The following is a 26,607-nucleotide window of genomic DNA, read 5'->3' on the forward strand; positions in this document are numbered from 1 at the left end:
CTCCTCACCCCGCCAGCGAAAGAGGGGCCAAAGCTCTGAGACGACTTCGCTGTTCCTTCTCCCGCGTGCGGGAGAAGGTGCCCGAAGGGCGGATGAGGGCAGCGCTTGAGGTTAATGCTGCGCGCTTGGGGCGCCGCGCGAGCCGATGACTCGCAAGGCGTAGCTCCTCACCCCGCCAGCGAAAGAGGGCCAAAGCTCTGAGACGACTTCGCTATTCCTTCTCCCGCGTGCGGGAGAAGGTGCCCGAAGGGCGGATGAGGGCAGCGCTTGAGGTTAGTGCTGCGTGCTTGGGGTGCCGCGCGAGCCGATGACTCGCAAGGCGTGGCTCCTCACCCCGCAAGCGAAAGAGGGGCTAAAGCTCGAGGCGACTTCGCTGTCCCTTCTCCCGCGTGCGGGAGAAGGTGCCCGAAGGGCGGATGAGGGCAGCGCTTGAGGTTGGGATGGCGCAAAGAAAAAGCCCGGCATCGCACCGGGCTTTTCTGGCTTTGTCGCTCGCGCGCCTAAGCGCAGCCCCCACTCACTCGCTATCGATCCCCGTCATACCCAGGATGTTGTACCCCGAGTCGACATAGGTGATCTCGCCGGTCACGCCCGAGGCCAGATCCGAGCACAGGAAGGCGGCGACGTTGCCGACCTGTTCGATCGTAACCGTGCGGCGCATCGGCGCGTTCTCCTCGACGTGGCCGAGGATCTTGCGGAAACCGGCGATGCCGGCCGCGGCCAGGGTCTTGATCGGGCCGGCCGAGATCGCGTTGACGCGGGTGCCTTCCGGGCCGAGGTTGTAGGCCAGGTAGCGCACGGTCGCTTCCAGGCTGGCCTTGGCCACGCCCATGACGTTGTAGCCGGCCAGGGCGCGTTCGGCGCCCAGGTAGCTCAGGGTCAGGATCGAACCGTTGCGGCCCTGCATCTGCGGGCGCGCGGCCTTGGCCATCGCGGCCAGCGAATAGGCCGAGATGTCGTGGGCGATGCCGAAGTTCTCGCGGGTCAGGCCGTCGAGGAACTGGCCGGCGATGGCTTCGCGCGGGGCGTAGGCGATCGCGTGGACCAGGATGTCGAAACCGTCCCAGTGCTGGCCGAGCTGCGCGAAGCAGGCCGCGATCTGCTCGTCGCTGGTGACGTCCAGCGGGATCACGATGTTGCTGCCGTACTCGGCGGCGGCCTTCTCCACGCGGGTCTTGAGCTTCTCGTTCTGGTAGGTGAACGCCAGTTGCGCGCCTTCGCGGTGCATGGCCTCGGCGATGCCGCTGGCGATCGAACGCTCGCTGGCGATGCCGGTGATCAATGCGCGCTTACCTTGCAGGAAACCCATGTGCACTCCCTAAAACTTGCGGTGGACGCGGCCGTCGTGGGCCGCGCGTCGGAACCGCCCGACCGGTGCGCGGTCGAGCAAAGACTCTAGTGTACCCGCGCGATGGCGACGGACGATCCGGTACGGTTCACGGCGCTTTCGCCCCGGGCGTATCGATCAGCAGGGCCTGGCCGGGCTTGAGCACGGCGTTGGCGCCCAGGCCGTTGCGTTGCAGCAGGTCGGCCACGCGGATGCCGTAACGGCGCGCGATGGTCCAGGCGTTGTCGCCGCGGGCGACGGTGTGGCGGCGCGGCTCGCCGGCGCTGCCGGTGTCGGCGGCGGGCGCCTGCTCCGTCGCCGCGGCCGGCACGCTGGCGGTGCTGGTGGCCTGCGCCTGGTCGCCGTCGACGCCGCCGATCGCGCCCGCGGGCACCGCCAGCAGCGGCGCGCGCGCGGCGCCGGCCTGGCCGATGCGGCCGCCGGCGAAGACCGGGTTGAGGCGTTGCAGTTGGGCCGCGTCCTGGCCACTGCGGCGCGCCCAGGCGGCGATGTCGGCGACGTCGTCGGGCACGGTCACCGCTTGCAGGCGCGGCACCGGGCGGTCCAGCGCGCGCAGCCATTCCTCGCGATCGTCGGCCTGCTCCATCAGGCAGGACAGCGCATGCAGTTTGCGCACATAGGCCTGGGTGATGTCGGACAGGCCGGTCAGCTGTTCGGGCTTGGCGTTGCGCGCGACCTGGCCGTTGCGCTTGAGCGCGCCCAGGATGCGGTATTCGCCGGCGTTGTAGGCCATCACGGTCAGGCGCCAGTCGCCCGCGAACATGCCGTGCAGAGTCTTGAGGTAGCGCACCGCGGCCTGGGTCGAATCCACCGGCGACAGGCGGCCGTCGTAGCCGGCGCGGATCGGCACGCGGTGATTGCGCGCGGTCAGCGCGATCATCTGCCATAGCCCGGCCGGCCCGGCGGCGCTGCGCGCGCCCGGCTTGTAGCCGCTTTCGACGAACGGGATCAGCGCGTACTCGGTGGGCAGGTGGGCCTCGCGCAGCGCGTCGACCACGTAGCCGAACAAGGGCAGGGTGTCGTCGTTGCTGGCGGCCAGGCGCTTGGGCGCGGTGGCGAAGTGCTGGCGCCAGCGTGTGCTGGCGCCGGCTTCGCAGGTCGGATCGGCCAGGCCTTCGCGGAAGCGCTGGTAGATCTCGCGGCCGTTGCGGGTCGGGCCGGGGATCGCGGCTTGCGGCGCGGGCTCGGCGGCCGCGGCCGGCGTGGATGCGGCAGCGGCGGCGGATTGAGCGAACGCGGGCGCGCCGCATGCGGCCGCCAGCGCCAACGCGACCGCGGCGAGGCGACCGGCATTGCGGGCCCGGCTCATGCCTGGAACCCGTCTTTCCAGCGCCGCAATTCGGCGAAGGTGTCGATGTCGTCCTCGGGTTCGCGGCGCAGGCGCCGGGCCACGGCCGCGCGTACCTCGGGCTGATGCACGCGCAGGAAGGGATTGGCTGCGACTTCGTCGGCCAGGGTGCTGGGCAGGGTCGGACGTCCGGCGTTGCGCATGGCCTGGGCTTCCTCGATGCGGCGCAGCAGCGCCGGGTTGGACGGCTCCACCGCGCGCGCGAAGGCGGCGTTGGACAGGGTGTATTCGTGGCCGCAGCACAGGCGGGTGTCGCCGGGCAGGGCGGCCAGGCGCGACAGCGAGGTGTGCATCTGCGCCGGGGTGCCTTCGAACAGACGGCCGCAGCCCAGGCTGAAGAGGGTGTCGCCGCTGAACAGCAGGCCGTGGCCGCCCACGTCCTCCAGGTGATAGGCGATGTGGCTGAGGGTGTGGCCGGGCACGGCGAGCACGCGCGCGCTCCAGCCGCCCAGGTGCAGGCGCACGCCGTCGCCGACGCGCGCGGTGGCGGCGCCGATGCGGTCGTCGTCGGGCGCGAACACCGGGATGCCCGGCCAGTGGGCGAGGATGGCCTCGACCCCGCCGATGTGGTCGTTGTGGTGGTGGGTCAGCAGGATCCCGGTCGGGCGCAGGCCATGCACGGCCGCGCCCAGCACCGGCGCGGCGTCGCCGGGGTCGACGATCAGCGCCGACTCGTCGTCGGCCGACAGCGCCCAGATGTAGTTGTCGTTGAGGGCGGGCAGAGCCAGCAATCGCATTCGTTGAGCTCCTGGGCGGCCGGCCGCGCCGCGCTCCGCTGAACATGCAACTGAACAGGGCCGCGCCGCCGGGCCTGCGAAGGACCGCGCTTTCAAATGGATGTTCCGACAGAATGGCGACCATGCCCGCCCTGTCCACCGGCCGTCAACCCAATGCCGCCCTCGCCTGGTTCGGTGGGGTCGCCGGCCAGGGCCTGCTCGATGTCGAATCCGCGGCGATGGCGCGGGTGCTGGCCGGCTGTCAGGCCATGCCCTGGGCCTGGATCGGCGTCGACGCGACCTCGCCGCCGGGCGGCACCAGCACGCGTGGGGTGCGCCTGCGCCGCCAGGGCCAGGGCTTCGACGGCGCCTTCCGCAGCGCGCTGCCGCTGCCCCTGGCCAGCGAGGCCTTGGGTGCGGTGCTGCTGCAGCACGTGCTGGACGACGGCATCGACCCGATGCCGCTGCTGGACGAATGCGCGCGGGTGCTCGCGCCCGGCGGCACCCTGTGGCTGGCCGCGCTCAATCCCTGGAGCCCCTACCGCGCGCGCTGGGCGCGTTCGGGCCTGCACGCCTACAACACCGGCGCCTGGCAGGCGATGTTGCGCGGCGCCGGCTTCGCCTCCGACTCGGTGAGCCTGCAATGGCTGGGCCCGCTGTGGCGGCCCGCGCACGGCGCGGTCGGTATCGGCGCCGCCGACCGTCTGCGCGCGGGCATCGGCCTGACCGTGTCCAAGCGCGTGCATGCCCTGATCCCGCCGGCGCGGCTGCGCAATTTGCGCTGGCAGGCCGGCGGCGCGATGGTCGGAACGAATGCGCGCCGTTGCGCGCCGCAGCGGCGATAATGCGCGGCCCTCAGACAGGACCGCAGGCTTTGCAAGATCACGCACTGGCGACCGAAACCAAAACCGTCGACATCCACACCGACGGCGCCTGCCTCGGCAACCCCGGGCCCGGTGGCTGGGCCGCGCTGCTGCGCTACAAGGGCCGCGAGCGCGAGCTGTCCGGCGGCGAGCCCGACACCACCAACAACCGCATGGAGCTGATGGGCGCGATCATGGCCCTGGAAGCGCTGATCGAGCCCTGCGTGGCGACCCTGCACACCGACTCGCAGTACGTGCGCAAGGGCATCACCGAATGGATGGGCAACTGGGTGAGGCGCGGCTGGAAGACCGCCGGCGGCGACCCGGTCAAGAACCGCGATCTGTGGGAGCGCCTGCACCAGGCCAACCTGCGCCACAAGGTCGAATGGAAGTGGGTCAAGGGCCATTCCGGCGACCCCGACAACGAGCGCGTCGACGTGCTGGCGCGCACCCAGGCCCAGCGCTACCGCAGCGTCGCGCGCTGAGTTCGGCGAGAATCGACCCATGCGCCAAGTCATCCTGGATACCGAAACCACCGGCCTGAGCTGGGAGCGCGGCAACCGCGTGGTCGAAATCGGCTGCGTCGAGTTCGTCGAGCGCCGCCCCACCGGCCGGACCTTCCACACGTATTTGAACCCCGAGCGCGAATTCGAGCCCGGGGCGCAGGAAGTCACCGGCCTGACCTTGGAGTTTCTGGCCGACAAGCCCAAGTTCGAGACCATCGTCGACGAGTTCCTGGCTTTCATCGACGGCGCCGAGCTGGTCATCCACAACGCGGCCTTCGACGTCGGCTTTCTCGACAACGAACTGGCGCTGGCCGGGCCGCAGTACGGCAAGCTCGGCGACCGCGCCACCATCGAGGACTCGCTGCTGCTCGCGCGCCAGCGTTTTCCGGGCCAGCGCAATTCGCTGGATGCGCTGTGCAAGCGCCTGGGCGTGGACAACGCGCACCGCCAGCTGCACGGCGCGCTGCTCGACGCCCAGTTGCTGGCCGAGGTCTATATCGGCCTGACCTCGGGCCAGAGCGATCTGGGCTTCGGCCAGGGCGAGGACGGCGGCGGCCAGTCCGCGGCGGCGGTGTTCGATCTGGACGCCAGCGCGCCGCGTCCGCGCGTGCAGATCAGCAGCGAGGAACGGGCCGCGCACGAGGCGCGCCTGGAGAAGCTGCGCAAGAAGGCGGGGAAGTGTTTGTGGGATGCGATGGAGGCTCCCGCGACGACGTAGGGGCGCCTCGCTGCTTTGCGCAGGCACGAGAGGGTGCAAGGGTAGGGGGCGGTGGTAACCGCACCCTCGTCATCCGGCCTGCTACGTGGCGATGCGGTTCGCCTGTGGCTCACCATATCCTACGAGTCGAATCGGAATGAGGTGGCGGCCGTAGGGTGCGGTGGTAACCGCACCATCGTCATCCGGCCTGCTACGTGGCGATGCGGTTCGCCTGTGGCTCACCACATCCTACGGGTCGAATCGGAATGGGGGGCGGCCGTAGACTGCGGTGACAGCCGCAGCATCGCCATCGGCGATGCCTAGTGGCTGCGGACCAGGATCACCGTGACGTTGTCCGAGCCGCCGCCGTCCAGCGCGGCCGCGACCAGGCTGTCTACGCATTCCTGCGCGCTGCAGTCGTTGTGCGCGAGCACGCGCGCGATGCTGCGGTCGTCGACTTCCTCGGTCAGGCCGTCGCTGCACAGCAGCAGCTGCATGCCGGGGCGGAGCTCGCCGGTCATGGTCTCGACGTTCAGATTGCGCGGGTCGGTCACGCCCAGGGCCTGGGTCACCACGTTGCGATGCGGATGGCTGCGCGCCTGCTCGTGGGTGATCGCGCCGTTGGCGATCAGTTCCTGGACGTAGCTGTGGTCCTGCGAGAGCTGGGCCAACTGGCCGTCGCGCCACAGGTAGACCCGGCTGTCGCCCACCCACGCAACCTCGAATCGGTTGCCGTTGACGCGCGCGGCGACCACCGTAGTGCCCATGGGCAGGGCGTCGTTGCGGCGGCGCGAGGTGCGGATGATCTCCTCGTCGGCGATCCGAATGGCCTGGGCCAGCGGGGTGCCGTCGCGGACTTCGCGCACGATGGCCTCGCGCGCTAGCGCGCTGGCGACCTCGCCGTACTCATGCCCGCCCATTCCGTCGGCGACCAGCCACAGGCCCAGTTCGCTGTCACCGTAATAGGTGTCTTCATTGAGCTCGCGGCGCAGGCCGACATGCGTCAGGTGTCCGAATTCGATCATGAGTCGATCATGCCGGTCGCGTTTGTCGGAGGCTCTTCGAGTAGTAAACGGAATCATCGGGGCGTAGCGGCCGTGCGGCAAGCGACGGTCGCATTCCCCCTCACGACCATGCCCGGTGTTGCAGTAACGAAACATGACCGGAGCCGCGCATCATCGCGTAAAAAACATGCTGTGCGGCACGGTTCGGCGCTATTCCCGCACGATCCGGCGCCGCCGGCAGGGCCGCGGCCAACAAAAAAGCGGGCCCGGTCGGGCCCGCTTTGCATAATCTGGCGGAGAGGGGGGGATTCGAACCCCCGGTACGCTATAAACGTACGCCTGATTTCGAGTCAGGTACATTCAACCACTCTGCCACCTCTCCGGGTGCAGTGAGCCGGGAATGATACGGGGCGCGAAGCCTTCCGACAAGGCATGCGTCCGGGCGGCTACACTGTGGCCCCCTGAACGAAACGCTGCCATGTCCGAAATCCTGGTTCCGGTGTCCTTCGGCGAACTGCTGGACAAGATCGCCATCCTCCAGATCAAGTCCGAGCGCATGAGCGACCCGGCCAAGCTGGCCAACGTGCGTAACGAGCTGTCGGCCTTGGAGCAGACCTGGATGGCCCATCCGGCCGCCGGCCACGACATCGTGCGCCTGCGCGCCGAGCTCAAGGCCGTGAACGAGCGCCTGTGGGTGATCGAGGACGACATCCGCATCAAGGAAAAGGCCCAGGCCTTCGACGCCGAGTTCGTGCGCCTGGCGCGCAGCGTCTATTTCGAGAACGACGAGCGCGCCCGGATCAAGAAGGACATCAACCTCGCGCTGGGTTCCAGCTACGTCGAGGAAAAGTCCTACGAGGACTACAAAAGCGGCGCCGCCGCGCCCTGAGTCGGTCCGGCGCATGCCGACCTCGCCGCAGGGACGCGAACCCGGGCCGCGCGCCGCCGGCGCCTGGCTCTACGACGACTTGCTGGCCTGGCTGTGTCCGGGCGGCCTGCTGCTGACCGCGCTGGCCCTGCGTTACCCGGATAGCCTGCGCCTGCTGCGCGCGCAGGCGCCGGAACTGACCCTGCCGACCTGGTTCGCCGGGGCCTATGTGCTGGGCTTGGCCTTGAGCCCGCTCGGGCGTCTGGTCTATGCCTTCGCCCAGGCCATCGTCTGGCCGCGGCTGCGCCAGGCCTGGGCGCCGGCGATCGCGTTCCTGGCCCAGCGCCTGCAGCGCGACGAGGGCCTGACCCTGCCCGACGCCGCGCACATGTCGACCTCGGTGTTCCACGACGTCGACCGGCGCATGCGCGAGTATCTGGAGGCGGTCGATCCGTCCTCGCGGCAGGCGCTGAACCGCATGAAGGTGCTGTGCAGCCTGGCCTGCAACGCGGCGGCCGCGGCCCTGGTGTTCGTCGCGATCGACGCGGCGCTTGGCGGCTACCGCTACTGGAGCAACGCTCAGGTCGGCATCGCCGCGCTCGCGATCGCGCTGGCCCTGGTCGCGGCGGTGTACCGCGAACGCCGGCGCCAGCGCACCCAGTTGTCGATCTGGCGCCGCCTGCAGGTCGGCGCGAACGACTGATCGCCGGCAGGCGCCGGCGGCCTGCACACGCGGGTTGGCGCGCGTCGCCAGCCTGCGCCGGATGCCGCGGGCCCGACGCAACCCAGAGTGCCCCGGCGAGCGCGAGTCTCGTCAGCCTGCCCGCCATCGGTAGCGCCGCACGCCGCCGGCCTGCCGCAGCCGACCTTCACGCGCCGGGCCGGCCAACCGGATTGGCCGGGGCGCGGAACCGCAGCCCATTTTTCGCCAGCGACTGCCGCTAGGGTGGCCGCGCGTCGTTCCGGTCCGCGTCACGCGTGCGAACCGGACGGTGCGACAGCGGGCAGGTCTGGATGGCCTCTCGCCCACGGACCGGCCCGATCGATCAATGGATGGACGAATCAAGGAGCAACAACGTGAAAAAGGAACACGTGTTAGGGACGCTGTGCATGACGGTGCTGTTGGCGATGTCGCCGCTGGTGGCGATGGCCGACCAATCCGAAGAGGAAACTCCCAAGGAAGAGCAGGAGTTCAAGCGCAACGAGCCGCCGGTGTCGGAGGCGGTGAAGCAGCACCTGGCCTACATCGAGGACCTCGATAAGCGCTATCCGGACACCTCCAAGGTCGATCCCGAGCGCTTCATGGCCGAGGAAGGCGAGAAGGCTGCGCTGATCTACTGCCGCGCACTAGGCTTCGACGGGCCGTGCGAACCGGCCAAGGACGGGCAGTCGGCGCAGGCGCGTTCGGGCTTCGTCGCCATGAGCGTCGAGCGCGCGGCGGCCAAGGTCGGCCGCTACGGCTGGTTCGACTGGCTGTTCAATCTGCTCTACAGCGTCGGCGTGATCCCCGACAAGGCCTCGTGCCCGTCGCCGCACGTGCTGGTGCAGATGCACATGGACGACGAAGACCGCCGCAACGCCAATTCGCGTTGGGGCTGGATCGGCGCGACCGTGTCCAACAGCAACACCACCTGGCGCTTCTGCCGCCTGAGCTGGGATGCCTCGTTCGCGTTCAAGCCGCTGGCGAACTGGGGCAACCAGTACGACTACGCGGTGCAGAACCTGGGCATGTTCTGCCCGCCGGGTTCGCGCCGTGTGCTGCGCCGTCACGACAACGAGGATTGGGCCAACGCCAACTGGTCCAGCGGCGGCGTGTTCCCCAGCTTCAACCTGGGCGGCAACTGGTGGACCTACACCTGCCAGTACGACGGCGGCACGCCGACGCCGCTGATGTCCTCGTTCCCGACCCTGGGCTTCGGCTACGGCGTGTTCTCGCCGACCAATCTGCCTTGGCCCTATGCGCTGGCTAACGGCTACGTCTACCAGGACGACGAGGACTTCTTGAACCTCAACTTCTGGATCGGCTCGCCCGACGCGGCGATGGGCGGCGGCAACAACACCTGGCGCGGGCTGTCGCGCGTCAAATAAGTCGCTGGTTTCAAGCCCCTCTCCCGCTAGCGGGAGAGGGGTTGGGGTGAGGGCGCCGCTGCCGCGGCGCTGCTTGGGCTGCGCAGATCGAGCCGATGCATATTCGCAAGCCGGTCCGATGGGAACGCAGCAGCGCGCGGCTAAACGCGCCCGCATCCATACAGCGAAGCCGAGTAGATTCAGCTCATGCCATCGCTCAGGCCGACTCGTGTCATTCGTAGCGAAACTGCGGCTCTTGTGCCGCGGTCTCAGCCCGCCGAATGATCGGCGACATAACGTTCGAACGCCGCGACCCCATCCTCCACCGAGATCAGATCCATGACCCCGTCGTGCTCGATCTTGGTGCCCCACTTGAGTTCGCTCGCAGGCTTGCCGAGGTACTTGCGCGCCGCGTCGTCGTAGCGGTCGGCGCAGTAGCGGCGGTCGCTGTAGGGGCCGCTGCGTGCGGGGTTGCTGGCCGCGTGCAGGCCCAGCACCTTGGTGCCCATGGCGTTGGCGATGTGCATGGGCCCGGAATCGGGCGTCATCAGCAGCTGGCCGCGCGCGAGCAGGGCCGGCAATTGCTTGAGGGTGTCCTTGCCGATCAGGTCCAGCGCGGGCGCGCTCATCGCCGCCAGGATTTCGTCGCCGGTGCGGCGCTCCAGCTCGCTGCGGCCGCCGCACAGCACCACCCGCCAGCCGCGCGCGGCCGCGTGGTCGGCGACCGCGGCATAGCGTTCGCTGCGCCAGTTGCGCAGCGCGTGGCTGGAGCAGGGCGAGATCAGCAGGGTAGGGTGGCCGTCGTCCGGCCATTGCGCGCGCGCCCACTCGTAGGCCTCGGCCGGCACCGGCAGGTCCCAGCGCACCTGGGTCTGGCGCAGGCCCAGCGGCTCGCAGAAGCTGCCGATCGCGTCCAGCACGTGGATGCCGGGGCGGTCGGGGATGCGTTCGTTGACGAACAGGCCGTGCAGGTCCTTGGCGCGCGCGCGGTCGTAGCCGATCCGGCGCCGCGCCGGCACGAACGCCGACAGCAGGTTCGCGCGCGCGGCCACCTGCATCTGCAGCAGGGCGTCGTAACGCCGGCGTTCGCCCAGCCGCGCGCGCAGCTCGCGGCCCAGCGCGCGCATGCCGGCCAGGCCGGCCTTCTTGTCGTATTCGACGAAGTTCACGTTTTCCAGGCCGTCGAGCAGGCGGCGCTCGCCCTTGCCGATCACCCAGGTCAACTCCAGCCGCGGCCAGGCCTCGCGCAGGGTGCGCACCAGCGGAACCACATGGGTCACGTCGCCGAGGGCGGAAAGCCGCAGCAGGCAGATCGAGTGGGGTGCGTTGTTCACGTGACTTGTTAGACTCCGGCGGATGACGGGCTACGACGCCGCCGAAGGATTGACGCCGTTCCGCGACGACAGCGGCTACGGCGCGATTCTGTTCGACCGCACCCGGGTGCGGCAAGCGAGCCCGGAATGGTTCTCGCCTGCCTTCTGGGGCGAACGCGCGCGCCCGGTCGACAGCGGCGGTCGCGGCGGCGCCTGGTTCGTCGACGCGCCGTTCGGCCCCAGCCTGCTGCGACGCTACCTGCGCGGCGGCCTGGTCGCGCGCTTCAACCGCGACCGTTACTGGTGGCGCGGCGCCAACGAGACGCGCAGCTTCGCCGAATTCCGCCTGACCCGCGCGGTGGCCGAGAAGGGCCTGCCGGTGCCGCGTCCGATCGCCGCCTACTATCGCCGCGACGGCTTCTACTACTACGCCGCGATCCTGCTGGAGCGCCTCAACGACGTGCGCTCGCTGGCCGATCGCGCCGCGGTCGCCGGCGACGGCGCGCCCTGGGAGGAGGCCGGCCGGCTGATCGCGCGCTGCCATCGCGTCGGCTTGGACCACGCCGATCTCAACGCCCACAACCTGCTGTTCGACCCGACCGGGCGCGGCTGGGTGATCGATCTGGACCGCGGCCACCTGCACATACCGGCGACCGGTTGGCGCGAGCGCAACCTGGCCCGCCTCAAGCGCTCGCTGCTGAAACTGCGCGGCGCGCGCTCGACGGAAGAGGTCGAACGCGACTACGGCCGTCTGCGCGCGGCCTACGAGCGCGCCTGGGACAAGGGATACTGATGAGCTGGCATCTGCGCCTGCACGGCGTCGGCAACGCATCCGCGGTGGAGCTGGGTTCGGCGATGGCGACCATCGAGCGCGACGGCGCGCCCTGGCTGACCATCGACTGCGGCGGCGAGGGCCTGACCGCCTACCTCGCCCACTACGGGCAGGCGCCGCAGGCCTTGTTCATCACCCACACCCATCTCGACCACGTCGCCGGCTTCGAGCGCCTGTTCGTCTCGACCTATTTCGACAGCGAGCGCCGCGGCCGGGTCAAGCTGTACGTGCCGGCACCGGTGGTGCCGCTGCTGCACCAGCGCGTGGGCGACTATCCCAACGCGCTGGCCGAGGGCGGGGTGAATTTCTGGGACGCGTTCCAGGTGATCCCGGTCGGCGCCGCGTTCTGGCACCAGGGCGTGCGCCTGGAAGTCTTCGCCACCCGCCACCACTGGCCGGACACCGCCTTCGGCCTGCGCCTGCGCGGCAGCGTGGTCTGGACCGGCGACACCCGGCCGATCCCCGAGGCCCTGGCCAAGTACGCCGACGCCGGCGAGCTGATCGCCCACGATTGCGCCCTGCACGGCAACCCTTCGCACAGCGGTATCGAGGACCTGGAGCGCGAATATCCGCGCGAACTGCTCGCGCGCTGCCTGCTCTACCACTACGCCAGCGCCGGCGAAGGCGACACCCTGGCCGCACGGGGGTATCGTGTGGGTCGACCGGGCGAATGCGTCGCCCTGGCCGAATCCAGCGCAGAGCAGGTGCCGCCGTCGTGAGCGCGTTGCCGGATCCGAAGCAGATGCCATGGGCGCAGGACGTCTACGGGCGTCCGCTGCGCGACCTGCGTTTGTCGGTGATCGAGGCTTGCAACTTCCGTTGCCCCTACTGCATGCCGGCCGAGCGCGTGCCGGACGACTACGGCCTGGACGCCGCCTCGCGCCTGAGCTTCGACGAGATCGAAACCCTGGTGCGCGGCTTCGTGCGCGTGGGCGTGCGCAAGCTGCGCCTGACCGGCGGCGAGCCGCTGCTGCGCAAGAATCTGCCGGAGCTGATCGCGCGGCTGGCGGCGATCGACGGCCTCGACGATCTGGCCCTGACCACCAACGGCTCGCTGCTCGCGCGCCAGGCGCGCGCCCTGCGCGAGGCCGGCCTGCGCCGGCTCACGGTCAGCCTGGACGCGCTGGAACCCGAGATGTTCCGGCGCCTGTCCGGCGGCCGCGGCGAGGTCGCCCAGGTGCTGGCCGGCATCGACGCGGCCCAGGCCGCGGGCTTCGACTCGATCAAGCTCAACTGCGTGGTCCAGCGCGGCGTCAACGACGACCAGGTGCTGCCCCTGGCCGAACGCTTCCGCGGCAGCGGCCATGTGCTGCGCTACATCGAATACATGGACGTGGGCACCTGCAACGGCTGGGACGCCGCGCGCGTGGTGCCTTCGGCGCAACTGCGCGACCGCCTGCACCAGCGCTGGCCGCTGCGCGCGCTGGACGCGCACTACCGCGGCGAAGTCGCGGCGCGCTACGCCTACGCCGACGGCGCCGGCGAAGTTGGCTTCGTGTCCTCGATCAGCGCGCCGTTCTGCGGCGACTGTCACCGCTCGCGGGTGTCCGCCGACGGCCGCCTCTACACCTGTCTGTTCGCCGCCGACGGCGTCGATCTGCGCCCGACCCTGGCCCAGGGCGAGTTCGGCCTGGCGCAGCGCGTGGCCGAGCTGTGGTCGCGCCGCGCCGACCGCTACAGCGAACTGCGCGCCGCCGACGCGCCGCGCCCGAGCCGGCACGTGGAGATGTTCCTGGTCGGCGGTTGAAGCGCGCGGCGTATCATGGCCGCTGCCCGATCCACCGATACCGCTAGGCGTCCCGTCCTGCCGGAGCCCATCGTTTGAAAGCCCGCAAAGCCAAGCCCGCACCGACGCGTTCCGCGCTGACACATCTGGACTCCGACGGCCGCCCCGCCATGGTCGACGTGTCCGCCAAGGCCACGACCGCGCGCGAGGCGCAGGCCGAGTGCCGGGTGCGCTTTCCGGCCGCGGTCGCCGCGCAATTGCGCGCCAACGGGCTGCGCAGCGCCAAGGGCGGCATCGTCGATACCGCGATCGTGGCTGGCACCCTGGCGGTCAAGCGTACCGCCGAGCTGATTCCGTTCTGCCATCCGCTGCCGATCGACGGCTGCCGGATCGCGATCGACTGGCTGGACGAAAATTGCCTGCGCATCGAATGCCGGGTGCGCACCGTCCATCGCACCGGCGTCGAGATGGAGGCGCTGACCGGCGCCACCGTGGCGGCGCTGACCGTCTACGACATGTGCAAGGCCTTGTCGCACCGGATCGTGATCGGGCCGGCCAAGCTGCTCGCCAAGTCCGGCGGCAAGCGCGACTTCGGGAGCGCGGCGTGAACCGGCTCACCGTGCTGTATTTCGCCAGCCTGCGCGATGCCGCCGGCCGTGCCGACGAGAGCGTGGACACCAACGCCGCCGATCTGCGCGGCCTGTACGCGACGCTGCGCGAGCGCCATGGTTTCGCGCTGCCCGCCGAGCGCTTGCGGGTCGCGGTCGACGGCGCGTTCGCGCACTGGGACGACGCGCCGCGCGCCGGCAGCGAAGTGGCCTTCATTCCACCCGTGTCGGGGGGCTGAGCGATGCGCTTTCGTTTGTCCGAAACCCCGTTCGACCCGGCCGCCACGCGCGAATGGCTGATGCGCGACGAGGCCGGCGCCTACGCCAGTTTCGAAGGCTGGGTGCGCGACCATCATCAAGGGCGGGCGGTGCTGGGTCTGCGCTACGAGAGCTATGCGCTGCTGGCCGAACGCGAGGGCGAGAAGATCATGGCCGAGGCGTTGGAGCGCTTCGCGATCGTCGAGGCGCGCTGCGTGCACCGCGTCGGCGAGCTGGGCGTGGGCGAACTGGCGGTATGGGTCGGCGTCAGCGCCGCGCATCGCGATGCCGCGTTCGCCGCCTGCCGCTACATCATCGACGAGACCAAGGCGCGGGTGCCGATCTGGAAGCACGAGCGCTACGCCGAGGGCGACGCGGGCTGGCTACATCCGGAGCCGCCGCAGGCGCAGGGGTAGGGCGCGTTGTTCGTCGCAAGTACGAAGGTGCGGTCGCGGCTGACGCCGCTCCTACCCCAACGCGACGAGATTCGGATCATGGCGGAGAGGTGGACGATGCGATGCCGCCAGCCACCAGCCGCTGGCGACGGTCGCGCTGAACGCGCTGGCGCTGAAGGCGCCCCGGCATCCGCGCTTTCTTACTCAAGCAGGCCTGTGCCTGGAGCTGCGCGGGCTCGCCGTCCATGGTTCGACAGGCTCGCCGCCAACGGCTATCGGAGTCGCGAGCGGCTTTGCTTGTCTTCCCCCTTTGGAAAAGGGGGATTGAGGGGGATTTGCTTCTGCCACCGCGCGAATCCGCGGTCCAGGTTCGACCCGCTCACCACGAACGGCTGTCGGAGTCGCGGGCGGCTCTGCTTGTCTTCCCCCTTTGGAAAAGGGGGACTGAGGGGGATTTGCTTCTGCCACCGCGCGAATCCGCGGTCCAGGTTCGACCCGCTCACCACGGACGGCTCCGGGACGGCTTAAGGCGCCACGGTTCCCGTGCGCAAAAGCGCTGAACCGCTCGGAATCGCCCCATGAGGCCGCCCCGAAAAGGTGGCGGCCCCGCCGGCTAACCTCGGCGCCCGCATCAGTCGATACCGTTGCTGCCTTCCGGCCCTGGCGGGATTTTCGACCTAGCGTCGCGAGGGGCCGACGGGGCCACCATAGGACGTGCGCATCTGGCGCGAGACGTGTCGCATGACGCGGCGACAGAATCTGAACGACATAGCTGGAAATCTGGCGGAGAGAGCGGGATTCGAACCCGCGAAGCGGGGTTTAGCCGCTTACACACTTTCCAGGCGTGCTCCTTCAACCACTCGGACACCTCTCCGGGCCTGGGCTGACAGCGACATCCGGTCGGGCTCAGGGCCGGGAATTCTAGCCGTCGCGGCGGTTGTCCACAAGTCGCGGCGTCGCGGTGGCGGCCGTCGCGAACGTCCGTGGCACAATGGACCGATCCGTTCCTGCGCCGCGCCGGCCGCTGCGACAGGGCCTACGGCCGCGGCGCGCGGCGGTACCGACGCAAGCAAGCACACGCAACCAAAGGGTCCGATGTCCTACCTCGTCCTCGCCCGTAAATGGCGCCCCAAGCGTTTCGCCGAACTGGTCGGGCAGGAGCATGTGGTGCGCGCGCTGACCAATGCGCTGGATTCCGGCCGCGTCCACCACGCCTTCCTGTTCACCGGCACCCGCGGCGTGGGCAAGACCACGATCGCGCGCATCTTCGCCAAGTCGCTGAACTGCGAGCGCGGCACCTCGGCCGACCCCTGCGGCGAGTGCAACTCCTGCCGCGACATCGATGCCGGCCGCTTCATCGACCTGCTCGAGATCGACGCCGCCAGCAACACCGGCGTCGACGACGTGCGCGAGGTGATCGACAACGCCCAGTACATGCCCAGCCGCGGGCGGGTCAAGGTCTACCTGATCGACGAAGTGCACATGCTGTCCAAGTCGGCCTTCAACGCCTTGCTGAAGACGCTGGAAGAGCCGCCCGGCCACGTCAAATTCCTGCTCGCCACCACCGACCCGCAGAAGCTGCCGGTGACGGTGCTGTCGCGCTGCCTGCAGTTCAACCTCAAGCGCCTGGACGAGGCCCAGATCTCGGGCCAGATCGGTCGCATCCTCGAGGCCGAGGGCATCGCCGCCGAGCCCGGCGCGATCCGCCAGCTCAGCAAGGCCGCCGATGGCAGCCTGCGCGACGGTCTGTCGCTGCTGGACCAGGCCATCGCCTACACCGGCGGCCAGCTCAGCGACGGCGCGGTCGCGACCATGCTGGGCACGGTCGACCGCACCCGCGTCGGCGCGCTGCTGCAGGCCCTGGCCGACGGCAACGGCCACACGCTGCTGGCCGAGGTCGCGGCCCTGGCCGAATTCTCGCCCGACTGGGGCGGGGTGCTGGATACCTTGAGCGAGGCCCTGCACCGCGTGCAGGTGCGTCAGCTGGTGCCCGAGGCGCCGATGGAGACCGACGGCGTCGACGTCGACGCGCTGGCCGCGCGCCTGCGTCCCGAGGTCGTGCAGCTGTGGTACCAGATGGCGCTCAACGGCCGTCGCGATCTGCCGCTGGCGCCCAGCGCGCGCGCCGGTTTCGAAATGAGCGTGCTGCGCATGCTGGCCTTCCGTCCCGCCGCCGCTGGCGAAGACGGACGCGGCGCCGCGCCCGCGGCCTCCGGCGCGGGCGAGAGCGCGCGCGGCTCCGGCGCCGCCGCGGCGGCCGCCGCCCTGGCTGCGCCGCAAACCCGCGCCGCACCGCCGCCGTCGCCGTTCGACGATCGTCCCGCGACGACTTCGCGCGCCGAACCGGTGCGCACCGAAGCGCCCCGAATGGAGGCGCGCCCGGTAGAAGCGCCCCGAATTGAAGCGCCTCGCATCGAAGCGTCGCGAGCCGAAGCGACCAGTGCACCGGTTGCGCGCAACGACGTGCCCTGGGCGGAGCCGCCCGAGGCAGTCGCACCGCCGCGCCGTCCGCCCGCGCCGCCGGAACCGGTCGCGGCGCGCGACGCCGCGCCCGCGTATACCGCGCCGCCCGCGGCCGCGTCGCACAGTGGTGGCGCCGGCATCGCCGATGCCGAGGCCTGGCACGACCTGGTCGCCAGCAGCGGCCTGCGCGGTCCGGCCCGTTTGCTGGCCGAGCACGCCGGCTTCATCGCCTACGCCGACGGCGCGCTGCGCCTGTCGCTGTCCGCCGACGACGATCACCTGCGCGCGCCGGCCCTGATCCAAATGGTCGCCGACGCCTTGGCGCCGCGCCTGGGCGTGGCCCCGCAGATCCGTTTCGAATCCGCCCAGTCCAGCGAGTCGCTGCGCGAGCGCAACGAGCGCGCGCGCGATCAGCGCCAGTCCTCGGCCGAGGACGCGTTCATGAACGATCCCGACGTGCAGCGCCTGATCTCGCAGCACGGCGCGCGTGTCGTACCGGATTCGATCCGTCCCTTCGACGAGGCTTGAGGACGGCCCCGGCCGGCCCTATTCCAGTGTCATCGCGTCGCGCCCGCGCGCGACGCGGTTCCCCATCACCACGAGACAGGTAGACCACCATGCGCGGCAACATCGCCCAACTCATGCAACAAGCGCAGAAGATGCAGGAAAACGTGCAGCGCGCCCAGGAAGAACTGGCCAAGATCGAAGTCACCGGCAACGCCGGCGGCGGCATGGTCAGCGTGACCATCACCGGCCGCATGGAGTGCCGCAAGGTGCGCATCGATCCCAGCGTGCTCAGCGATCCGGAAATGGCCGAGGATCTGGTCGCGGCTGCGTTCAACGACGCCGTCAACAAGGTCAACGCCGAATCGCAGGCCAAGATGTCCGCAGCCACCGCCGGCATGCCGATTCCGCCCGGCATGAAGATGCCGTTCTGAGTCGCCGGAACGCATCTCCATGAACCTGCATCTGGGTATCACCGCCGGCTTGATCGCCTCGGGCCTGCTCGGCCTGGACCTGTACACGACCTGGGCGATCTGGCGCGAGCCGGACCTGACCGGCGCGCAGAAGGGCCTGCAGTCGGCCTTCGTCTGGCTGCTGCCGCTGTTGGGCGCGATCGTCTGCCTCAACGTCGTGCGCGCGATGAATCGCGAGCCGACGCCGCGCAGCACTTCGTTCACGCCGTCCGAGTGAGTTCGCCGGCATGAGCAGCGCGCTGCTGGAGCAACTGATCGAGGCCTTCCGGGTGCTGCCCGGCGTGGGCCAGAAATCGGCCCAGCGCATGGCCTACCACGTGCTCGAGCGCGAGCGCGCCGGTGGTCAGCGGTTGTCGAACGCGCTTGCCGCGGCGATCGAACAGGTCGGCCATTGCCAGCGCTGCCGCGATTTCAGCGAGACCGAAGTCTGCGCGACCTGCGCCAGTGCCGCGCGCGACGCGCATCTGCTGTGCGCGGTGGAATCGCCGGCCGACCGCCTGGCGATCGAGCAGGCCACCGGCTACCGCGGCCTGTACTTCGTGCTGCAGGGCCGTCTCAGTCCGCTCGACGGCATCGGTCCGCGCGAACTCGGCCTGGACGGCCTGGCCGCGCGCCTGGCCGAGGGCGAAGTGCAGGAACTGATCGTCGCCACCAACCCCACCGTCGAAGGCGAGGCCACCGCGCACTACCTGGCCCAGCTCGCGCGCCAGCACGGCGTGCGCCCCAGCCGGCTCGCGCATGGCGTGCCCTTGGGCGGCGAACTCGAATACGTCGACCGCGGCACCCTGTCGCATGCGTTCGGCAGCCGCAGTGAGATGGGTTGAGAGCCGGGATTCGGGATTAGTGATTCGGGATTGGACGTAGCCGAAGCGAAAACCACCGGGTCCGTGTACCGTAATCCCGAATCCCGAATCCCGGCCTCCCAATGACCGACCCCACCATCTTCGGCAAGATCATCCGCCGCGAAATTCCCGCCGATATCGTCTACGAGGACGACGACCTGATCGCGTTCCGCGATATCGCTCCGCAGGCGCCGGTGCACGTGCTGTTCGTGCCCAAGACCCACGTGCCCACCCTCAACGACCTGCAGCCCGAACAGGCCGAAGTGGTCGGCCGCCTCGCGCATGCCGCGGCCGCCTACGCCCAGCGCGAAGGCTTCGCCGAAGACGGCTATCGCATCGTCATGAACTGCAACGGCGACGGCGGCCAGACCGTGTTCCAGATCCACCTGCATCTGCTGGCCGGCGCCCAGCTTGGGCGCTTCGGTACGCCGCGCTGACGGAAAGATCCTGGCGCTCTGTGCGAGCGGCGTCAGACAGGGATTTGTTTCGACCCCAAGCCGCGATCGCCGTGTCGGGCATGCGTCGTGGTTTGGGGCTCAATCGCGGCTTACGCCGCTCCCACAGTGCGTGCGGACGCGATCATCGCCGCGACTTGGGCGACGTGCATCGTGCGAAGACGCAAACGAAAACGCCCGGAAATCCCGGGCGTTTTCCTTATCCGCGCGATGCGGCTGGGTTCACCACCAACCCCACCACGGCCACGGCGCCGGACGCGTCATCACCACGTCGACCTGTTCGCGCACCGGCCACAGGTAGACCACTTCGGCGTCGACGATCGGGAAGCGGTAGTCGTACTGGCCGATGCGGCGGTTCTCGTAGCCGCTGATGCGACCGGTGAAGGTCACTTCGCGGTTCTTCTCGAACAGCGCCGGATCGTAGAAGCCGGTACGGCAGGCCAGGAAGCGGCCGCCGATGTCGTCGTTGGCCCAGTAAGGGCGTCCGCTGCTGCCCAGGCGGGTGGAGATCATCACGAAGCAGGTGCGGTTGGCCTGCGGGTCGACCTCGACCACGCGGCCGCCCCAGCGCACGGTCGCGCCGGTGCTGTCGTTGGCGGTGGCGTCGGCCGGTGTGATCGGATTGAACGCGCCCTGCAGCGGTTGCGGCTGGGTCGCGCAGGCGGCCAGCAGGCCGACGCTCGCGGCCAGCAGGACCAGGCGGGGGGTAAGACGGATGCTCATCGGCCTTCTCCATTAGGGCCCGGGCGATGCGCGCGCAGCGCCCTGATCAATTCGCGCTTCTCACGGGCGTCGCGCCGCCCGGGTTCCGCAACAGCGTACCGCCAATCGGCGAAACGGTGGCTGAGCGCCGCCAGCGCCAGGGCCAGGTCCGGTCGGCTGCGGGCCACCCGGTCGGCCCAGTCCTGGGCCGGCTCGTGCGGTTCGCGCGCCAGACCCAGGCGGTCGTAGCGGCGGCCCAGCGCGTGCCAGGCGCGCAGGACCGGGTCGCGTTCGCGCTGGCCACGGCTGCTCAGCCACACCATCCACAGCAGGGTCAGGCCTGCCGCCACGCCGAACAAGGCTACCAAGCGGCCCGTGTCGAGCCTGTCGATGCCGAAGGGGCGCAGCAGGTTCTGCTGGCGGTTGGCGTCGAAGCCGAGCACGAAGTCGTTCCAACCGCGCCGGGCCCAGTCGCCGAGATTGAAGATCGGGGTGGCCGTGAGCCCGCCGAGCAGGTTGGCGCCCGGGGCGCGGTCGGCGAGGGTGTCGTAGACGCGCTCGGGCGCGACCGCGGCGGTCGGATCCACCCGCACCCAGCCGCGCTGCGGCAGCCAGACTTCGGCCCAGGCGTGCGCATCGGAGCGTCGTACCAGCCAATAGTCGCCGATCGGATTACGATAGCCGCCGGCATAGCCGGTGACCACGCGCGCCGGAATGCCGGCGTTGCGCATCAGCACCACGAAGGACGAGCTGAAGTGTTCGCAGTAGCCGGCTTTGTAGTCGAACAGGAATTCGTCGACCGCATGCCGCCCGGGCAGGGGCGTGTCCAGGGTGTAGGCGAATTCGCGATGGACCCAGTCCAGCGCGCGCTGCACCAGCGCCGCGTCGTTGCTGCCCAGCTCGCGCCGCCAGCGCAGCGCGAGCGTGCGGGTGCGCGGGTTGTAGCCCTCGGGTAGGCGCAGCGCAGCCTCGCGCAGCACGCTTTGCAACTGCGGCTGATAACTCAGCGGCGGCGCTGAGCGCAGGCGCCAGCGGCTGAGCGCGGTCATGGGGCGCGCGGTGAACAAGCCGTGATCGATCGACAACCGGGTATCCGGCGGCGCCGCCAGCGGCAAGTCCAGCGCGACCAACTGACGGCCGTCGGTGGGTTCGAGTTCGATCTCGTAGTCCCAGCGCGCGTCGCCCGGTTGAGTTTGGGCCGGCGGTAGCCCGCGATACCACCGCGGCTGGGTCCATTCGCGGCCGTCGAAGTCCCACAGCACCGGGCCGCGCCAGTACATCTGCGAGGGTCGCGGCACCGCGCCGTTGAAACGCACGCGCAGGGTCGGCGTTTCGTCGTTCATCAGCTCGGCCCAGCCGCCCGGGGTCATGCTGCCGGACAGGCCGGGGCGGCTCAGCGAGCGGTCGGGCACGCCCCACAATGGGGTGCCCAGGCGCGGAAACAGCCAGAACGCCGCCAGCGCCAACGGCAGGCCGATCGCGACCAGACGCGCGATCCCGGCCAGGCGCTGCCAATGGCCGAGCCGACGCACGCGTTCGCCGGATTCGAACTCGGCCAGGCGTTGCAGCGTCGCCAGCGCCAGCAGCGCCGCGATCAGGCCCAGCACCAGCGACAAGGGCCCCTGGTCGAGCAGGAAGGTACCGAACGGCGCGAACAGGGCGAAGCCGATCAGGCTGCGTGCATCGCGCAGGGTCGAGGTTTCGGCGGGCTTGATCGCGAGCATGGCCGCGAGCAGCGCGCAGCCGGTGTCGCGGCCGATACCGAAGTTCATCTGCATCATCACCGCGCCGATCAGCACCAGCGCCAGCAGCGCGCGCACCACGAAGTTGAGCGGGCGGCGCCAGGCCAGCAGCGCGATCGCGATGCCGCAGGCGGCGATCAGCGCGGCCAGCAGCGGCGTGAGCTGCAACAGCAGCGGCAGCATGCACGCGGCCGCGGTCGACAGGGTCCAGGCCCGGCTGCCCGAATCCAGCAAGGGCGAGCTCGACTTAGGCATGCGGCATCAGCGCGAGCGCGCGCAGGCAGGCATGACGATGCGCGCCGCCGCTGCTGGGGCCCAGCTCGGGCTGCCCCGGCAGCATCAGACGGTAACGGCGGCCGTCGCGTTCGGCTTCGTCGACCCAACGCGCCAGGCGCGCGATCCGCGCCTCGTAGCCCAGCGCGAGCACCGCGCGCCAGTCCAGCACCACATCGGCGCCCAGCGGCTGTTCGTATTCGCGCACCAGCAGCGCGTCGCGCCGCGCCGAAGGTTTCCACGCGATCGCGCGACGCGCGTCGCCGCTACGGTAGCCGCGCAGGTGATGGACGTCGTCGCCGCTGGGATGCAGGCGGGTCTGGATCTGATCGCCGCTGCCGGTCGGCAGCGGCGGGCCGTGCGGTTCCGGTGCCGGATACACCAGCAAGGGCGCATCGGGCCAGACGTAGGCCCAGGCGCGCGCCAAGCCGAGCGGACGTGTGGTCGATACGCGCAGGCGCGGCAGCTCGAACCAGCCGCGCTGGCGCGTGGCGAAGCTGAGTTCGGCCTCGCCGCTGCCGGCGTCCAGGTCCAACGGCGCTAGCGCATCGCTGTCGCCGTCGTCGTCCACGCGCAGGCCGCGACGCGCGCGTTCGGGCGGCGCCTTGGCGTGCACGCGCACGCGCAGCGGCTGGCCGGCGGCGATCGGTTCGGCGTCGATCGCAACCACGCTCAGGCCGGTGAGCTGCATCTGCGCCGCGATCAGGCTGGCCAGCCCGGCGCCGGACAGCAGCAGGGCGAGCAGCAGCGCGGGATTGTTGTTGTAGTTCAGCGCGCCCAGCAGCATCGACATCAGCGCGACCGCGAAGAACAAGCCGAAGCCGGTCGGCAGCACGTACACGCGGCCACGGTGGAAGGTCGCCGGCAAGACCTCCGGATCGCGCGGTCGCGCGAACTTGCGCAGGCGCGCGCGCAGGCCGGGGCGCGGACGGTCCGCCATCGCGCTCAGTCCACCGGCACCGCGTGCAGAATCGCCTTGGCCAGGGCGCCGTCGTGTCCGGCATCGGCGTCGGCGACCAGGCGGTGCGCGGCGACCGGCGCGAACAGCGCCTGCACGTCCTCGGGCAGCACGTGCGCGCGGCCCAGCAGCAGGGCGTAGGCGCGCGCGGCGCGCAGCAGGGCCAGGCCGGCGCGTGGCGACAGGCCCACGCGCACGCCCGGATGGCGGCGGCTGCGCGCGAGCAGCGCCTGCACATAGCCGATCAAAGCGTCGCTGGCGTGCACCGCGTTGACCGCGCCGCGCGCCGCGATCACGTCCTCGCTGCCCAGGATCGGCAGGGTCTGGGCGATCAGGTCGCGGCGATTGGCGCCGGCCAGCAGGTCGCGTTCGGCGGCCTCGCCCGGGTAGCCCAGCGCCAATCGCAATAAGAAGCGGTCGAGTTGCGAGTCAGGTAGCGGATAGGTGCCGGCCAGGTCGACCGGGTTCTGGGTCGCGATCACGAAGAACGGATCGGGCAGGGCATGGGTGGTGCCGTCGACGGTGACCTGGTGCTCGGCCATGGCCTCCAGCAACGCGCTTTGGGTGCGCGGCGGCGCGCGGTTGATCTCGTCGGCCAGCAATACCTGCGTGAACACCGGGCCCGGATGGAACTGGAAACTGCGCGCCTGCGGATCGAACACCGACACGCCGACCACGTCGGCCGGCAACAGGTCGGAGGTGAACTGCACGCGCTGGAACTCCAGCCCCAAGGTCGCGGCCAGGGCGTGCGCGAGCGTGGTCTTGCCCAGTCCGGGCAGGTCCTCGATCAGCAGATGGCCGTCCGACAGCAGGGCCACGAACGCGAGCCGGACTTCGTGCGGCTTGCCCAGCACCAGGCCGTTGACCTGCGCCTGCGCGCGATCGAGGGCGTCGCGCAGGCCATCGGTTAGCATGGATGCCGTCGTGGGGGATGCCGCCATCGTGCTCGTCTCCTGAGAATCGCGTCGAAAATCCGGAGCGCGCCGCATCGCGGCCGCTGCGTCCGGTGCGCGACGGGCAGGGCGCCTATGCGCCACGTCCGCCCGCGTCGAGTCCATCAGAGTGTAACGAGGTCGCGAGTCGATGCGGGATGCGGAACAGCTTGCTGCAAACCAGGCGGATGCGAACGAGGTCGATGTCGATGTCCATCGGGACCTTGTGATGCGCCGCACTTTTTGGGTTCTGTGGACGCTGGTCCTGTCGCTCAAGTTGCTGGTCGCCGCGCGCCTGCCCTTGTTCGTGGACGAGGCCTTCTATTGGTGGGAAGGGCGGCATCCGGCCGCGGCCTATTCCGACCTGCCCGGTCTGACCGCCTGGCTCGCGCGCCTGGGCACCACCATCGGCGGCGAACACACCCTGGCTTTGCGCGCGCCGTTCCTGGCGATCGCCGCGCTGCTGCCCTTGCTGGTGCAACGCATCGCCGCGCGCGAATACGGTATGCGCGCTGGCTGGCAGGCGGCCTGTTTCGCGCTGCTGCTGCCCTTGGGCGGCACGCTGGGCCTGCTGGCCTTGCCGGACGCGGCGATGGCGCTGGCGACCTTGCTGTGCATGGACGCGGGTGCGCGCCTGCTGCGTCGCGTCGATGCCGCCACCGCGCTGGAACTGGCCGCCGGCCTGAGCATAGGCGCGCTCAGCCATTACCGTTTCATCGCCGTGATCGGCGTGGGTTTCCTGGCTTTGCTGATGTTGGCCGATGGCCGCCGCGCCTTGCGCGACGTGCGCACCCTGACCGCGATCGCAATCGGCGCTTCGGCCTGGGCGCCGCTGGTGTTCTGGAACGTCGAGAACGCCGAGGCCGGCCTGCGTTTCCAGTTGGTCGATCGCCATCCCTGGGCCTTCCACGGCGACGGCCTGTGGTTCGTCGCGATCCAGGCTCTGCTGGTCACGCCACCGCTGTTCCTGGCGCTGATGCTGGCGGCCAAGCGCGGTTATCGCGCCCACGCGCAGGCGACGCGCTACTTCGCCCTGCTGGGCGGTCTGCTGGTGTTGGGTTTCTTCGCCCTGGGTTTCTTCGCCGACACCGAGCGCGTGAGTTTCCACTGGCCCTTGCCCGGCTATTTCGCACTGCTGCCCTTGTTGCCGGCGCTGCTGGCACAGTGGCCGCGCTGGGCGCGGCGCCTGACCTGGATCGCGGCCGCGCTGGGCCTGTTGTCGATGCTGGGCTACTACGTCGCGGTGTCGGTGCCGCAGGTGCGCGCGCTGAGCGCGGCGCAGAAGTGGTATCCGAGCAACTTCGCCGGTTGGGACGAGCTGGCCGCGAGCGTGCGCGCGCGACGCGCGCGCATGCCGGCCGGCACGCGCCTGATCGCCGACAACTTCAAGGTCGCCGCCGAGCTGGGTTTCGCCCTGCGCGATCCGCGCATCGCGGTGCTCGATCATCCGCTCAATCACAAGCACGGCCGCGCGCCGCAGCTGCGACTGTGGGGCCTGAGCAGCGCGGGGCGCGCCGACTGGGGCGATGCGCCGGTGCTGCTGGTGGTGGGCGCCAGCGAGGTCGAGTACAAGAACCTGCTCGATCGCTACCAGGCCTTGTGCGCGATGGTCGGGCCGCTGCCGCCGCCGCAAGTGCTCAACGTCGATCACGGCCGCCAGCGGTTCCTGCTGTTCGCGCTGGACCGTCCGCGCACGGGCGCGTGCACGACGCCGGCGATGGCCTGGATCGACACGCCCGAATCGCGCGCGCGCATCGGTCGCCGCTTCGACCTGCGCGGTTGGGCGTTCAAGGACGGGGTCGGATTGGATGGCGTCGAGGTCACCCTCGACGGGCGCGTGGTCGCGCAGGCGCGCTACGGCCTGGAGCGCCTGGACGTGCAGGCCTATTGGGCGCGTTCGCGCGATCCGCGGCAGCCGCAGGTGGGGTTCACCGCGCAGGTCGCGCTGGACGCGGGCGTGGCGCCGGGCCGGCATTGGCTGGGTCTGCGCCTGCGCGGGCGCGACGGCAGCGTCGAGACCTGGTCGGAGCAGCCGGTCGAACTGGTCGACGCGGCGCCCTGAGTCGGAACCGCGCCGACGCGCTGCGCGCGCGTCGACGCGCGTGCGCTCACTCCTGCGGCGCGACGTCCAGATAACCGCCGGCGGCGGCCACCGTGGCCCACAGATCGGGCTTGGCCTTGAACGAACGGTCGAACAGACGTTCTGCGCCCGCGCGATCGCCCTGGATCAGGTAATACGCGCCGATCTCGGCCAGCTTGGTTTCGTCGCCGTCGTTCACGCTCAGGAAGCGATCGAACATCGCCTTGGCCTTGTCCCACTCGCCGGCCTCGCGATAGACGCGGGCGATGCGGTAGAAGTCGGTGTCCTCGGGCTTGCCGGCCAGCACCTGGTCGAACAGCGCCTGGCCTTCGGCCTTATGGCCGCCGAGGTAGTAGACGCGGCCGACCGCGATGCGTTCCCAGCTGCCCTTGCCGGCCAGCGCGGTGGCGGTCTGCAGCAGGGCCATGGCGGCATCGGGCTTGGGTTTGTCGCGGTAGGACGGCGCCGCGACCTTCTGCGCGGCGGTGCCCACCGCGATACCGGAGACGAACAAAACTCCCGCGACGGCTGCGGTGCGAATCTTCATGCTGGTTTTCCCCCTGGATAGTGCCGCGAGCATAGCCAAGGTCCGCTCGCCCGTGAGGCGCGCGTGGCTGCGTTTGCGTCGAAGCGG

The 26,607-nt window shown here is 70.2% G+C and carries 28 protein-coding genes, 2 tRNA genes and 1 other RNA gene; 18 read left to right on the forward strand and 13 right to left on the reverse strand.

The features are described 5' to 3' along the window. Positions 1-517: 517 nt before the first annotated feature. From ASD69_RS02045 to gloB, 3 genes are all read right to left on the reverse strand, one after another. Positions 518-1,309, reverse strand: a complete 792-nt coding sequence (locus ASD69_RS02045; protein WP_056173351.1) for an enoyl-ACP reductase — start codon at positions 1,307-1,309, stop codon at positions 518-520. A 127-nt stretch (positions 1,310-1,436) separates the two neighbouring features. Continuing rightward, positions 1,437-2,657, reverse strand: a complete 1,221-nt coding sequence (locus ASD69_RS02050) for a lytic transglycosylase domain-containing protein (protein WP_056173353.1) — start codon at positions 2,655-2,657, stop codon at positions 1,437-1,439. Next, positions 2,654-3,433: a hydroxyacylglutathione hydrolase gene (gene gloB / locus ASD69_RS02055; protein ID WP_056173356.1), complete on the reverse strand. Its 780-nt coding sequence runs from the start codon at positions 3,431-3,433 to the stop codon at positions 2,654-2,656. Before gloB ends, ASD69_RS02050 begins: the two co-directional genes overlap by 4 nt. Before the next feature lie 122 nt (positions 3,434-3,555). Here gloB and ASD69_RS02060 point away from each other — a divergent pair, with 122 nt between their 5' ends. The 3 genes from ASD69_RS02060 to dnaQ are packed head-to-tail and all read left to right on the forward strand — an operon-like array spanning position 3,556 to position 5,499. Next, entirely contained in the window at positions 3,556-4,257 is a 702-nt protein-coding gene (locus tag ASD69_RS02060; protein ID WP_162250599.1) for a methyltransferase domain-containing protein, read from the forward strand. 44 nt (positions 4,258-4,301) lie between these two features. Further along, on the forward strand, positions 4,302-4,760 hold the full coding sequence (gene rnhA, locus ASD69_RS02065; protein ID WP_235567166.1) for a ribonuclease HI: 459 nt from the start codon (positions 4,302-4,304) through the stop codon (positions 4,758-4,760). A gap of 19 nt (positions 4,761-4,779) precedes the next feature. Then, the gene (gene dnaQ / locus ASD69_RS02070; protein ID WP_056173365.1) at positions 4,780-5,499 is read left to right on the forward strand and encodes a DNA polymerase III subunit epsilon; all 720 of its coding nucleotides are present in this window, start codon (positions 4,780-4,782) and stop codon (positions 5,497-5,499) included. 299 nt (positions 5,500-5,798) lie between these two features. On the opposite strand, the gene ASD69_RS02075 is transcribed toward dnaQ, so the two are convergent. Next, a complete protein-coding gene (locus tag ASD69_RS02075; RefSeq protein WP_056173368.1) occupies positions 5,799-6,503 on the reverse strand; it encodes a PP2C family serine/threonine-protein phosphatase in 705 nt (234 codons plus the stop codon). Positions 6,504-6,773: 270 nt separating this feature from the next. Then, positions 6,774-6,864, reverse strand: a tRNA-Ser gene (locus ASD69_RS02080). A 96-nt stretch (positions 6,865-6,960) separates the two neighbouring features. Here ASD69_RS02080 and ASD69_RS02085 point away from each other — a divergent pair. From ASD69_RS02085 to ASD69_RS02095, 3 genes are all read left to right on the forward strand, one after another. Then, positions 6,961-7,371, forward strand: coding sequence for a DUF6165 family protein (locus ASD69_RS02085; protein ID WP_056173372.1), 411 nt, complete (start codon positions 6,961-6,963; stop codon positions 7,369-7,371). A gap of 13 nt (positions 7,372-7,384) precedes the next feature. Further along, on the forward strand, positions 7,385-8,053 hold the full coding sequence (locus ASD69_RS02090) for a hypothetical protein (protein ID WP_056173375.1): 669 nt from the start codon (positions 7,385-7,387) through the stop codon (positions 8,051-8,053). Between the two features lie 374 nt (positions 8,054-8,427). Further along, positions 8,428-9,438, forward strand: coding sequence for a hypothetical protein (locus ASD69_RS02095; RefSeq protein ID WP_157489220.1), 1,011 nt, complete (start codon positions 8,428-8,430; stop codon positions 9,436-9,438). 248 nt (positions 9,439-9,686) lie between these two features. Here ASD69_RS02095 and ASD69_RS02100 read toward each other — a convergent pair whose 3' ends face one another. Next, the gene (locus ASD69_RS02100; protein ID WP_056173381.1) at positions 9,687-10,751 is read right to left on the reverse strand and encodes a glycosyltransferase family 9 protein; all 1,065 of its coding nucleotides are present in this window, start codon (positions 10,749-10,751) and stop codon (positions 9,687-9,689) included. A gap of 22 nt (positions 10,752-10,773) precedes the next feature. Here ASD69_RS02100 and ASD69_RS02105 point away from each other — a divergent pair, with 22 nt between their 5' ends. The 6 genes from ASD69_RS02105 to ASD69_RS02130 all read left to right on the forward strand — a co-directional run bounded on the left by ASD69_RS02105 (position 10,774) and on the right by ASD69_RS02130 (position 14,570). Continuing rightward, positions 10,774-11,523 (forward strand): 3-deoxy-D-manno-octulosonic acid kinase, encoded by a 750-nt coding sequence (locus ASD69_RS02105; protein ID WP_056173383.1) that lies wholly within the window; start codon positions 10,774-10,776, stop codon positions 11,521-11,523. After that, the gene (locus ASD69_RS02110) at positions 11,523-12,281 is read left to right on the forward strand and encodes an MBL fold metallo-hydrolase (RefSeq protein ID WP_056173386.1); all 759 of its coding nucleotides are present in this window, start codon (positions 11,523-11,525) and stop codon (positions 12,279-12,281) included. The genes ASD69_RS02105 and ASD69_RS02110 overlap by 1 nt, the downstream gene beginning before the upstream one ends. Before the next feature lie 23 nt (positions 12,282-12,304). After that, entirely contained in the window at positions 12,305-13,309 is a 1,005-nt protein-coding gene (moaA, locus tag ASD69_RS02115) for a GTP 3',8-cyclase MoaA (RefSeq protein ID WP_157499097.1), read from the forward strand. Between the two features lie 74 nt (positions 13,310-13,383). Beyond that, positions 13,384-13,896, forward strand: a complete 513-nt coding sequence (gene moaC, locus ASD69_RS02120) for a cyclic pyranopterin monophosphate synthase MoaC (RefSeq protein WP_056173391.1) — start codon at positions 13,384-13,386, stop codon at positions 13,894-13,896. After that, positions 13,893-14,135, forward strand: coding sequence for a MoaD/ThiS family protein (locus tag ASD69_RS02125; RefSeq protein WP_056173394.1), 243 nt, complete (start codon positions 13,893-13,895; stop codon positions 14,133-14,135). The genes moaC and ASD69_RS02125 overlap by 4 nt, the downstream gene beginning before the upstream one ends. A 15-nt stretch (positions 14,136-14,150) precedes the next feature. Then, positions 14,151-14,570 carry a molybdenum cofactor biosynthesis protein MoaE gene (locus ASD69_RS02130; RefSeq protein ID WP_235567127.1) on the forward strand — a complete coding sequence of 140 codons (420 nt, stop codon included), beginning with the start codon at positions 14,151-14,153 and terminating at the stop codon, positions 14,568-14,570. Between the two features lie 582 nt (positions 14,571-15,152). Here the strand turns inward: ASD69_RS02130 and ffs are convergent. Both ffs and ASD69_RS02135 read right to left on the reverse strand, forming a co-directional pair. After that, positions 15,153-15,249, reverse strand: an RNA gene (ffs, locus tag ASD69_RS21005) — signal recognition particle sRNA small type. Positions 15,250-15,330: 81 nt separating this feature from the next. Further along, a tRNA-Ser gene (locus ASD69_RS02135) sits at positions 15,331-15,423 on the reverse strand. Between the two features lie 221 nt (positions 15,424-15,644). Between ASD69_RS02135 and dnaX the strand changes: the two genes are divergently transcribed. The 5 genes from dnaX (at position 15,645) to ASD69_RS02160 (ending at position 19,268) form a co-directional block, all read left to right on the forward strand. After that, positions 15,645-17,540 (forward strand): DNA polymerase III subunit gamma/tau, encoded by a 1,896-nt coding sequence (gene dnaX / locus ASD69_RS02140; protein WP_056173400.1) that lies wholly within the window; start codon positions 15,645-15,647, stop codon positions 17,538-17,540. An 89-nt stretch (positions 17,541-17,629) separates the two neighbouring features. After that, entirely contained in the window at positions 17,630-17,950 is a 321-nt protein-coding gene (locus ASD69_RS02145) for a YbaB/EbfC family nucleoid-associated protein (RefSeq protein ID WP_056173402.1), read from the forward strand. Between the two features lie 19 nt (positions 17,951-17,969). Continuing rightward, the gene (locus ASD69_RS02150; protein ID WP_056173406.1) at positions 17,970-18,206 is read left to right on the forward strand and encodes a hypothetical protein; all 237 of its coding nucleotides are present in this window, start codon (positions 17,970-17,972) and stop codon (positions 18,204-18,206) included. Between the two features lie 10 nt (positions 18,207-18,216). Further along, the gene (gene recR, locus ASD69_RS02155) at positions 18,217-18,813 is read left to right on the forward strand and encodes a recombination mediator RecR (RefSeq protein ID WP_056173409.1); all 597 of its coding nucleotides are present in this window, start codon (positions 18,217-18,219) and stop codon (positions 18,811-18,813) included. Positions 18,814-18,914: 101 nt separating this feature from the next. Continuing rightward, positions 18,915-19,268 carry a histidine triad nucleotide-binding protein gene (locus ASD69_RS02160; protein ID WP_056173411.1) on the forward strand — a complete coding sequence of 118 codons (354 nt, stop codon included), beginning with the start codon at positions 18,915-18,917 and terminating at the stop codon, positions 19,266-19,268. Positions 19,269-19,508: 240 nt separating this feature from the next. Here the strand turns inward: ASD69_RS02160 and ASD69_RS02165 are convergent, their stop codons facing one another. Genes ASD69_RS02165 through ASD69_RS02180 form a run of 4 tightly spaced genes read right to left on the reverse strand, consistent with a single transcriptional unit; the run spans position 19,509 to position 23,875 of the window. After that, entirely contained in the window at positions 19,509-20,009 is a 501-nt protein-coding gene (locus ASD69_RS02165) for a Slp family lipoprotein (RefSeq protein ID WP_056173413.1), read from the reverse strand. Continuing rightward, complete coding sequence (locus tag ASD69_RS02170) at positions 20,006-21,985, reverse strand: DUF3488 and transglutaminase-like domain-containing protein (protein WP_056173415.1); 1,980 nt, start codon at positions 21,983-21,985, stop codon at positions 20,006-20,008. Before ASD69_RS02170 ends, ASD69_RS02165 begins: the two co-directional genes overlap by 4 nt. Continuing rightward, on the reverse strand, positions 21,978-22,943 hold the full coding sequence (locus ASD69_RS02175) for a DUF58 domain-containing protein (RefSeq protein ID WP_056173419.1): 966 nt from the start codon (positions 22,941-22,943) through the stop codon (positions 21,978-21,980). The genes ASD69_RS02170 and ASD69_RS02175 overlap by 8 nt, the downstream gene beginning before the upstream one ends. A gap of 5 nt (positions 22,944-22,948) precedes the next feature. Beyond that, positions 22,949-23,875, reverse strand: a complete 927-nt coding sequence (locus ASD69_RS02180) for an AAA family ATPase (RefSeq protein WP_162250600.1) — start codon at positions 23,873-23,875, stop codon at positions 22,949-22,951. 247 nt (positions 23,876-24,122) lie between these two features. On the opposite strand from ASD69_RS02180, the gene ASD69_RS02185 reads away from it, so the two are divergent. Continuing rightward, positions 24,123-25,955, forward strand: coding sequence for a glycosyltransferase family 39 protein (locus tag ASD69_RS02185; RefSeq protein WP_056173426.1), 1,833 nt, complete (start codon positions 24,123-24,125; stop codon positions 25,953-25,955). A 46-nt stretch (positions 25,956-26,001) separates the two neighbouring features. On the opposite strand, the gene ASD69_RS02190 is transcribed toward ASD69_RS02185, so the two are convergent. Next, positions 26,002-26,520, reverse strand: coding sequence for a tetratricopeptide repeat protein (locus ASD69_RS02190; protein ID WP_056173428.1), 519 nt, complete (start codon positions 26,518-26,520; stop codon positions 26,002-26,004). Positions 26,521-26,607 lie beyond the last annotated feature (87 nt).

Source organism: Lysobacter sp. Root604 (assembly GCF_001427505.1).
In the GTDB taxonomy this organism is placed as follows: domain Bacteria; phylum Pseudomonadota; class Gammaproteobacteria; order Xanthomonadales; family Xanthomonadaceae; genus Lysobacter.

Excerpts from the sequence above, each read along its gene's own strand:
- ASD69_RS02085 (WP_056173372.1), top strand. The coding sequence starts at position 6,961 with ATGTCCGAAATCCTGGTTCCGGTGTCCTTCGGCGAACTGCTGGACAAG.
- ASD69_RS02185 (WP_056173426.1), top strand. The coding sequence starts at position 24,123 with ATGCGCCGCACTTTTTGGGTTCTGTGGACGCTGGTCCTGTCGCTCAAG.
- ASD69_RS02150 (WP_056173406.1), top strand. The coding sequence starts at position 17,970 with ATGAACCTGCATCTGGGTATCACCGCCGGCTTGATCGCCTCGGGCCTG.
- ASD69_RS02050 (WP_056173353.1), bottom strand. The coding sequence starts at position 2,657 with ATGAGCCGGGCCCGCAATGCCGGTCGCCTCGCCGCGGTCGCGTTGGCG.
- recR (WP_056173409.1), top strand. The coding sequence starts at position 18,217 with ATGAGCAGCGCGCTGCTGGAGCAACTGATCGAGGCCTTCCGGGTGCTG.
- ASD69_RS02090 (WP_056173375.1), top strand. The coding sequence starts at position 7,385 with ATGCCGACCTCGCCGCAGGGACGCGAACCCGGGCCGCGCGCCGCCGGC.
- ASD69_RS02160 (WP_056173411.1), top strand. The coding sequence starts at position 18,915 with ATGACCGACCCCACCATCTTCGGCAAGATCATCCGCCGCGAAATTCCC.
- gloB (WP_056173356.1), bottom strand. The coding sequence starts at position 3,433 with ATGCGATTGCTGGCTCTGCCCGCCCTCAACGACAACTACATCTGGGCG.
- ASD69_RS02180 (WP_162250600.1), bottom strand. The coding sequence starts at position 23,875 with ATGCTAACCGATGGCCTGCGCGACGCCCTCGATCGCGCGCAGGCGCAG.
- dnaQ (WP_056173365.1), top strand. The coding sequence starts at position 4,780 with ATGCGCCAAGTCATCCTGGATACCGAAACCACCGGCCTGAGCTGGGAG.
- dnaX (WP_056173400.1), top strand. The coding sequence starts at position 15,645 with ATGTCCTACCTCGTCCTCGCCCGTAAATGGCGCCCCAAGCGTTTCGCC.
- ASD69_RS02045 (WP_056173351.1), bottom strand. The coding sequence starts at position 1,309 with ATGGGTTTCCTGCAAGGTAAGCGCGCATTGATCACCGGCATCGCCAGC.
- ASD69_RS02105 (WP_056173383.1), top strand. The coding sequence starts at position 10,774 with ATGACGGGCTACGACGCCGCCGAAGGATTGACGCCGTTCCGCGACGAC.
- ASD69_RS02060 (WP_162250599.1), top strand. The coding sequence starts at position 3,556 with ATGCCCGCCCTGTCCACCGGCCGTCAACCCAATGCCGCCCTCGCCTGG.
- ASD69_RS02075 (WP_056173368.1), bottom strand. The coding sequence starts at position 6,503 with ATGATCGAATTCGGACACCTGACGCATGTCGGCCTGCGCCGCGAGCTC.
- ASD69_RS02145 (WP_056173402.1), top strand. The coding sequence starts at position 17,630 with ATGCGCGGCAACATCGCCCAACTCATGCAACAAGCGCAGAAGATGCAG.
- ASD69_RS02190 (WP_056173428.1), bottom strand. The coding sequence starts at position 26,520 with ATGAAGATTCGCACCGCAGCCGTCGCGGGAGTTTTGTTCGTCTCCGGT.
- moaA (WP_157499097.1), top strand. The coding sequence starts at position 12,305 with ATGCCATGGGCGCAGGACGTCTACGGGCGTCCGCTGCGCGACCTGCGT.
- ASD69_RS02110 (WP_056173386.1), top strand. The coding sequence starts at position 11,523 with ATGAGCTGGCATCTGCGCCTGCACGGCGTCGGCAACGCATCCGCGGTG.
- ASD69_RS02165 (WP_056173413.1), bottom strand. The coding sequence starts at position 20,009 with ATGAGCATCCGTCTTACCCCCCGCCTGGTCCTGCTGGCCGCGAGCGTC.
- ASD69_RS02170 (WP_056173415.1), bottom strand. The coding sequence starts at position 21,985 with ATGCCTAAGTCGAGCTCGCCCTTGCTGGATTCGGGCAGCCGGGCCTGG.
- ASD69_RS02175 (WP_056173419.1), bottom strand. The coding sequence starts at position 22,943 with ATGGCGGACCGTCCGCGCCCCGGCCTGCGCGCGCGCCTGCGCAAGTTC.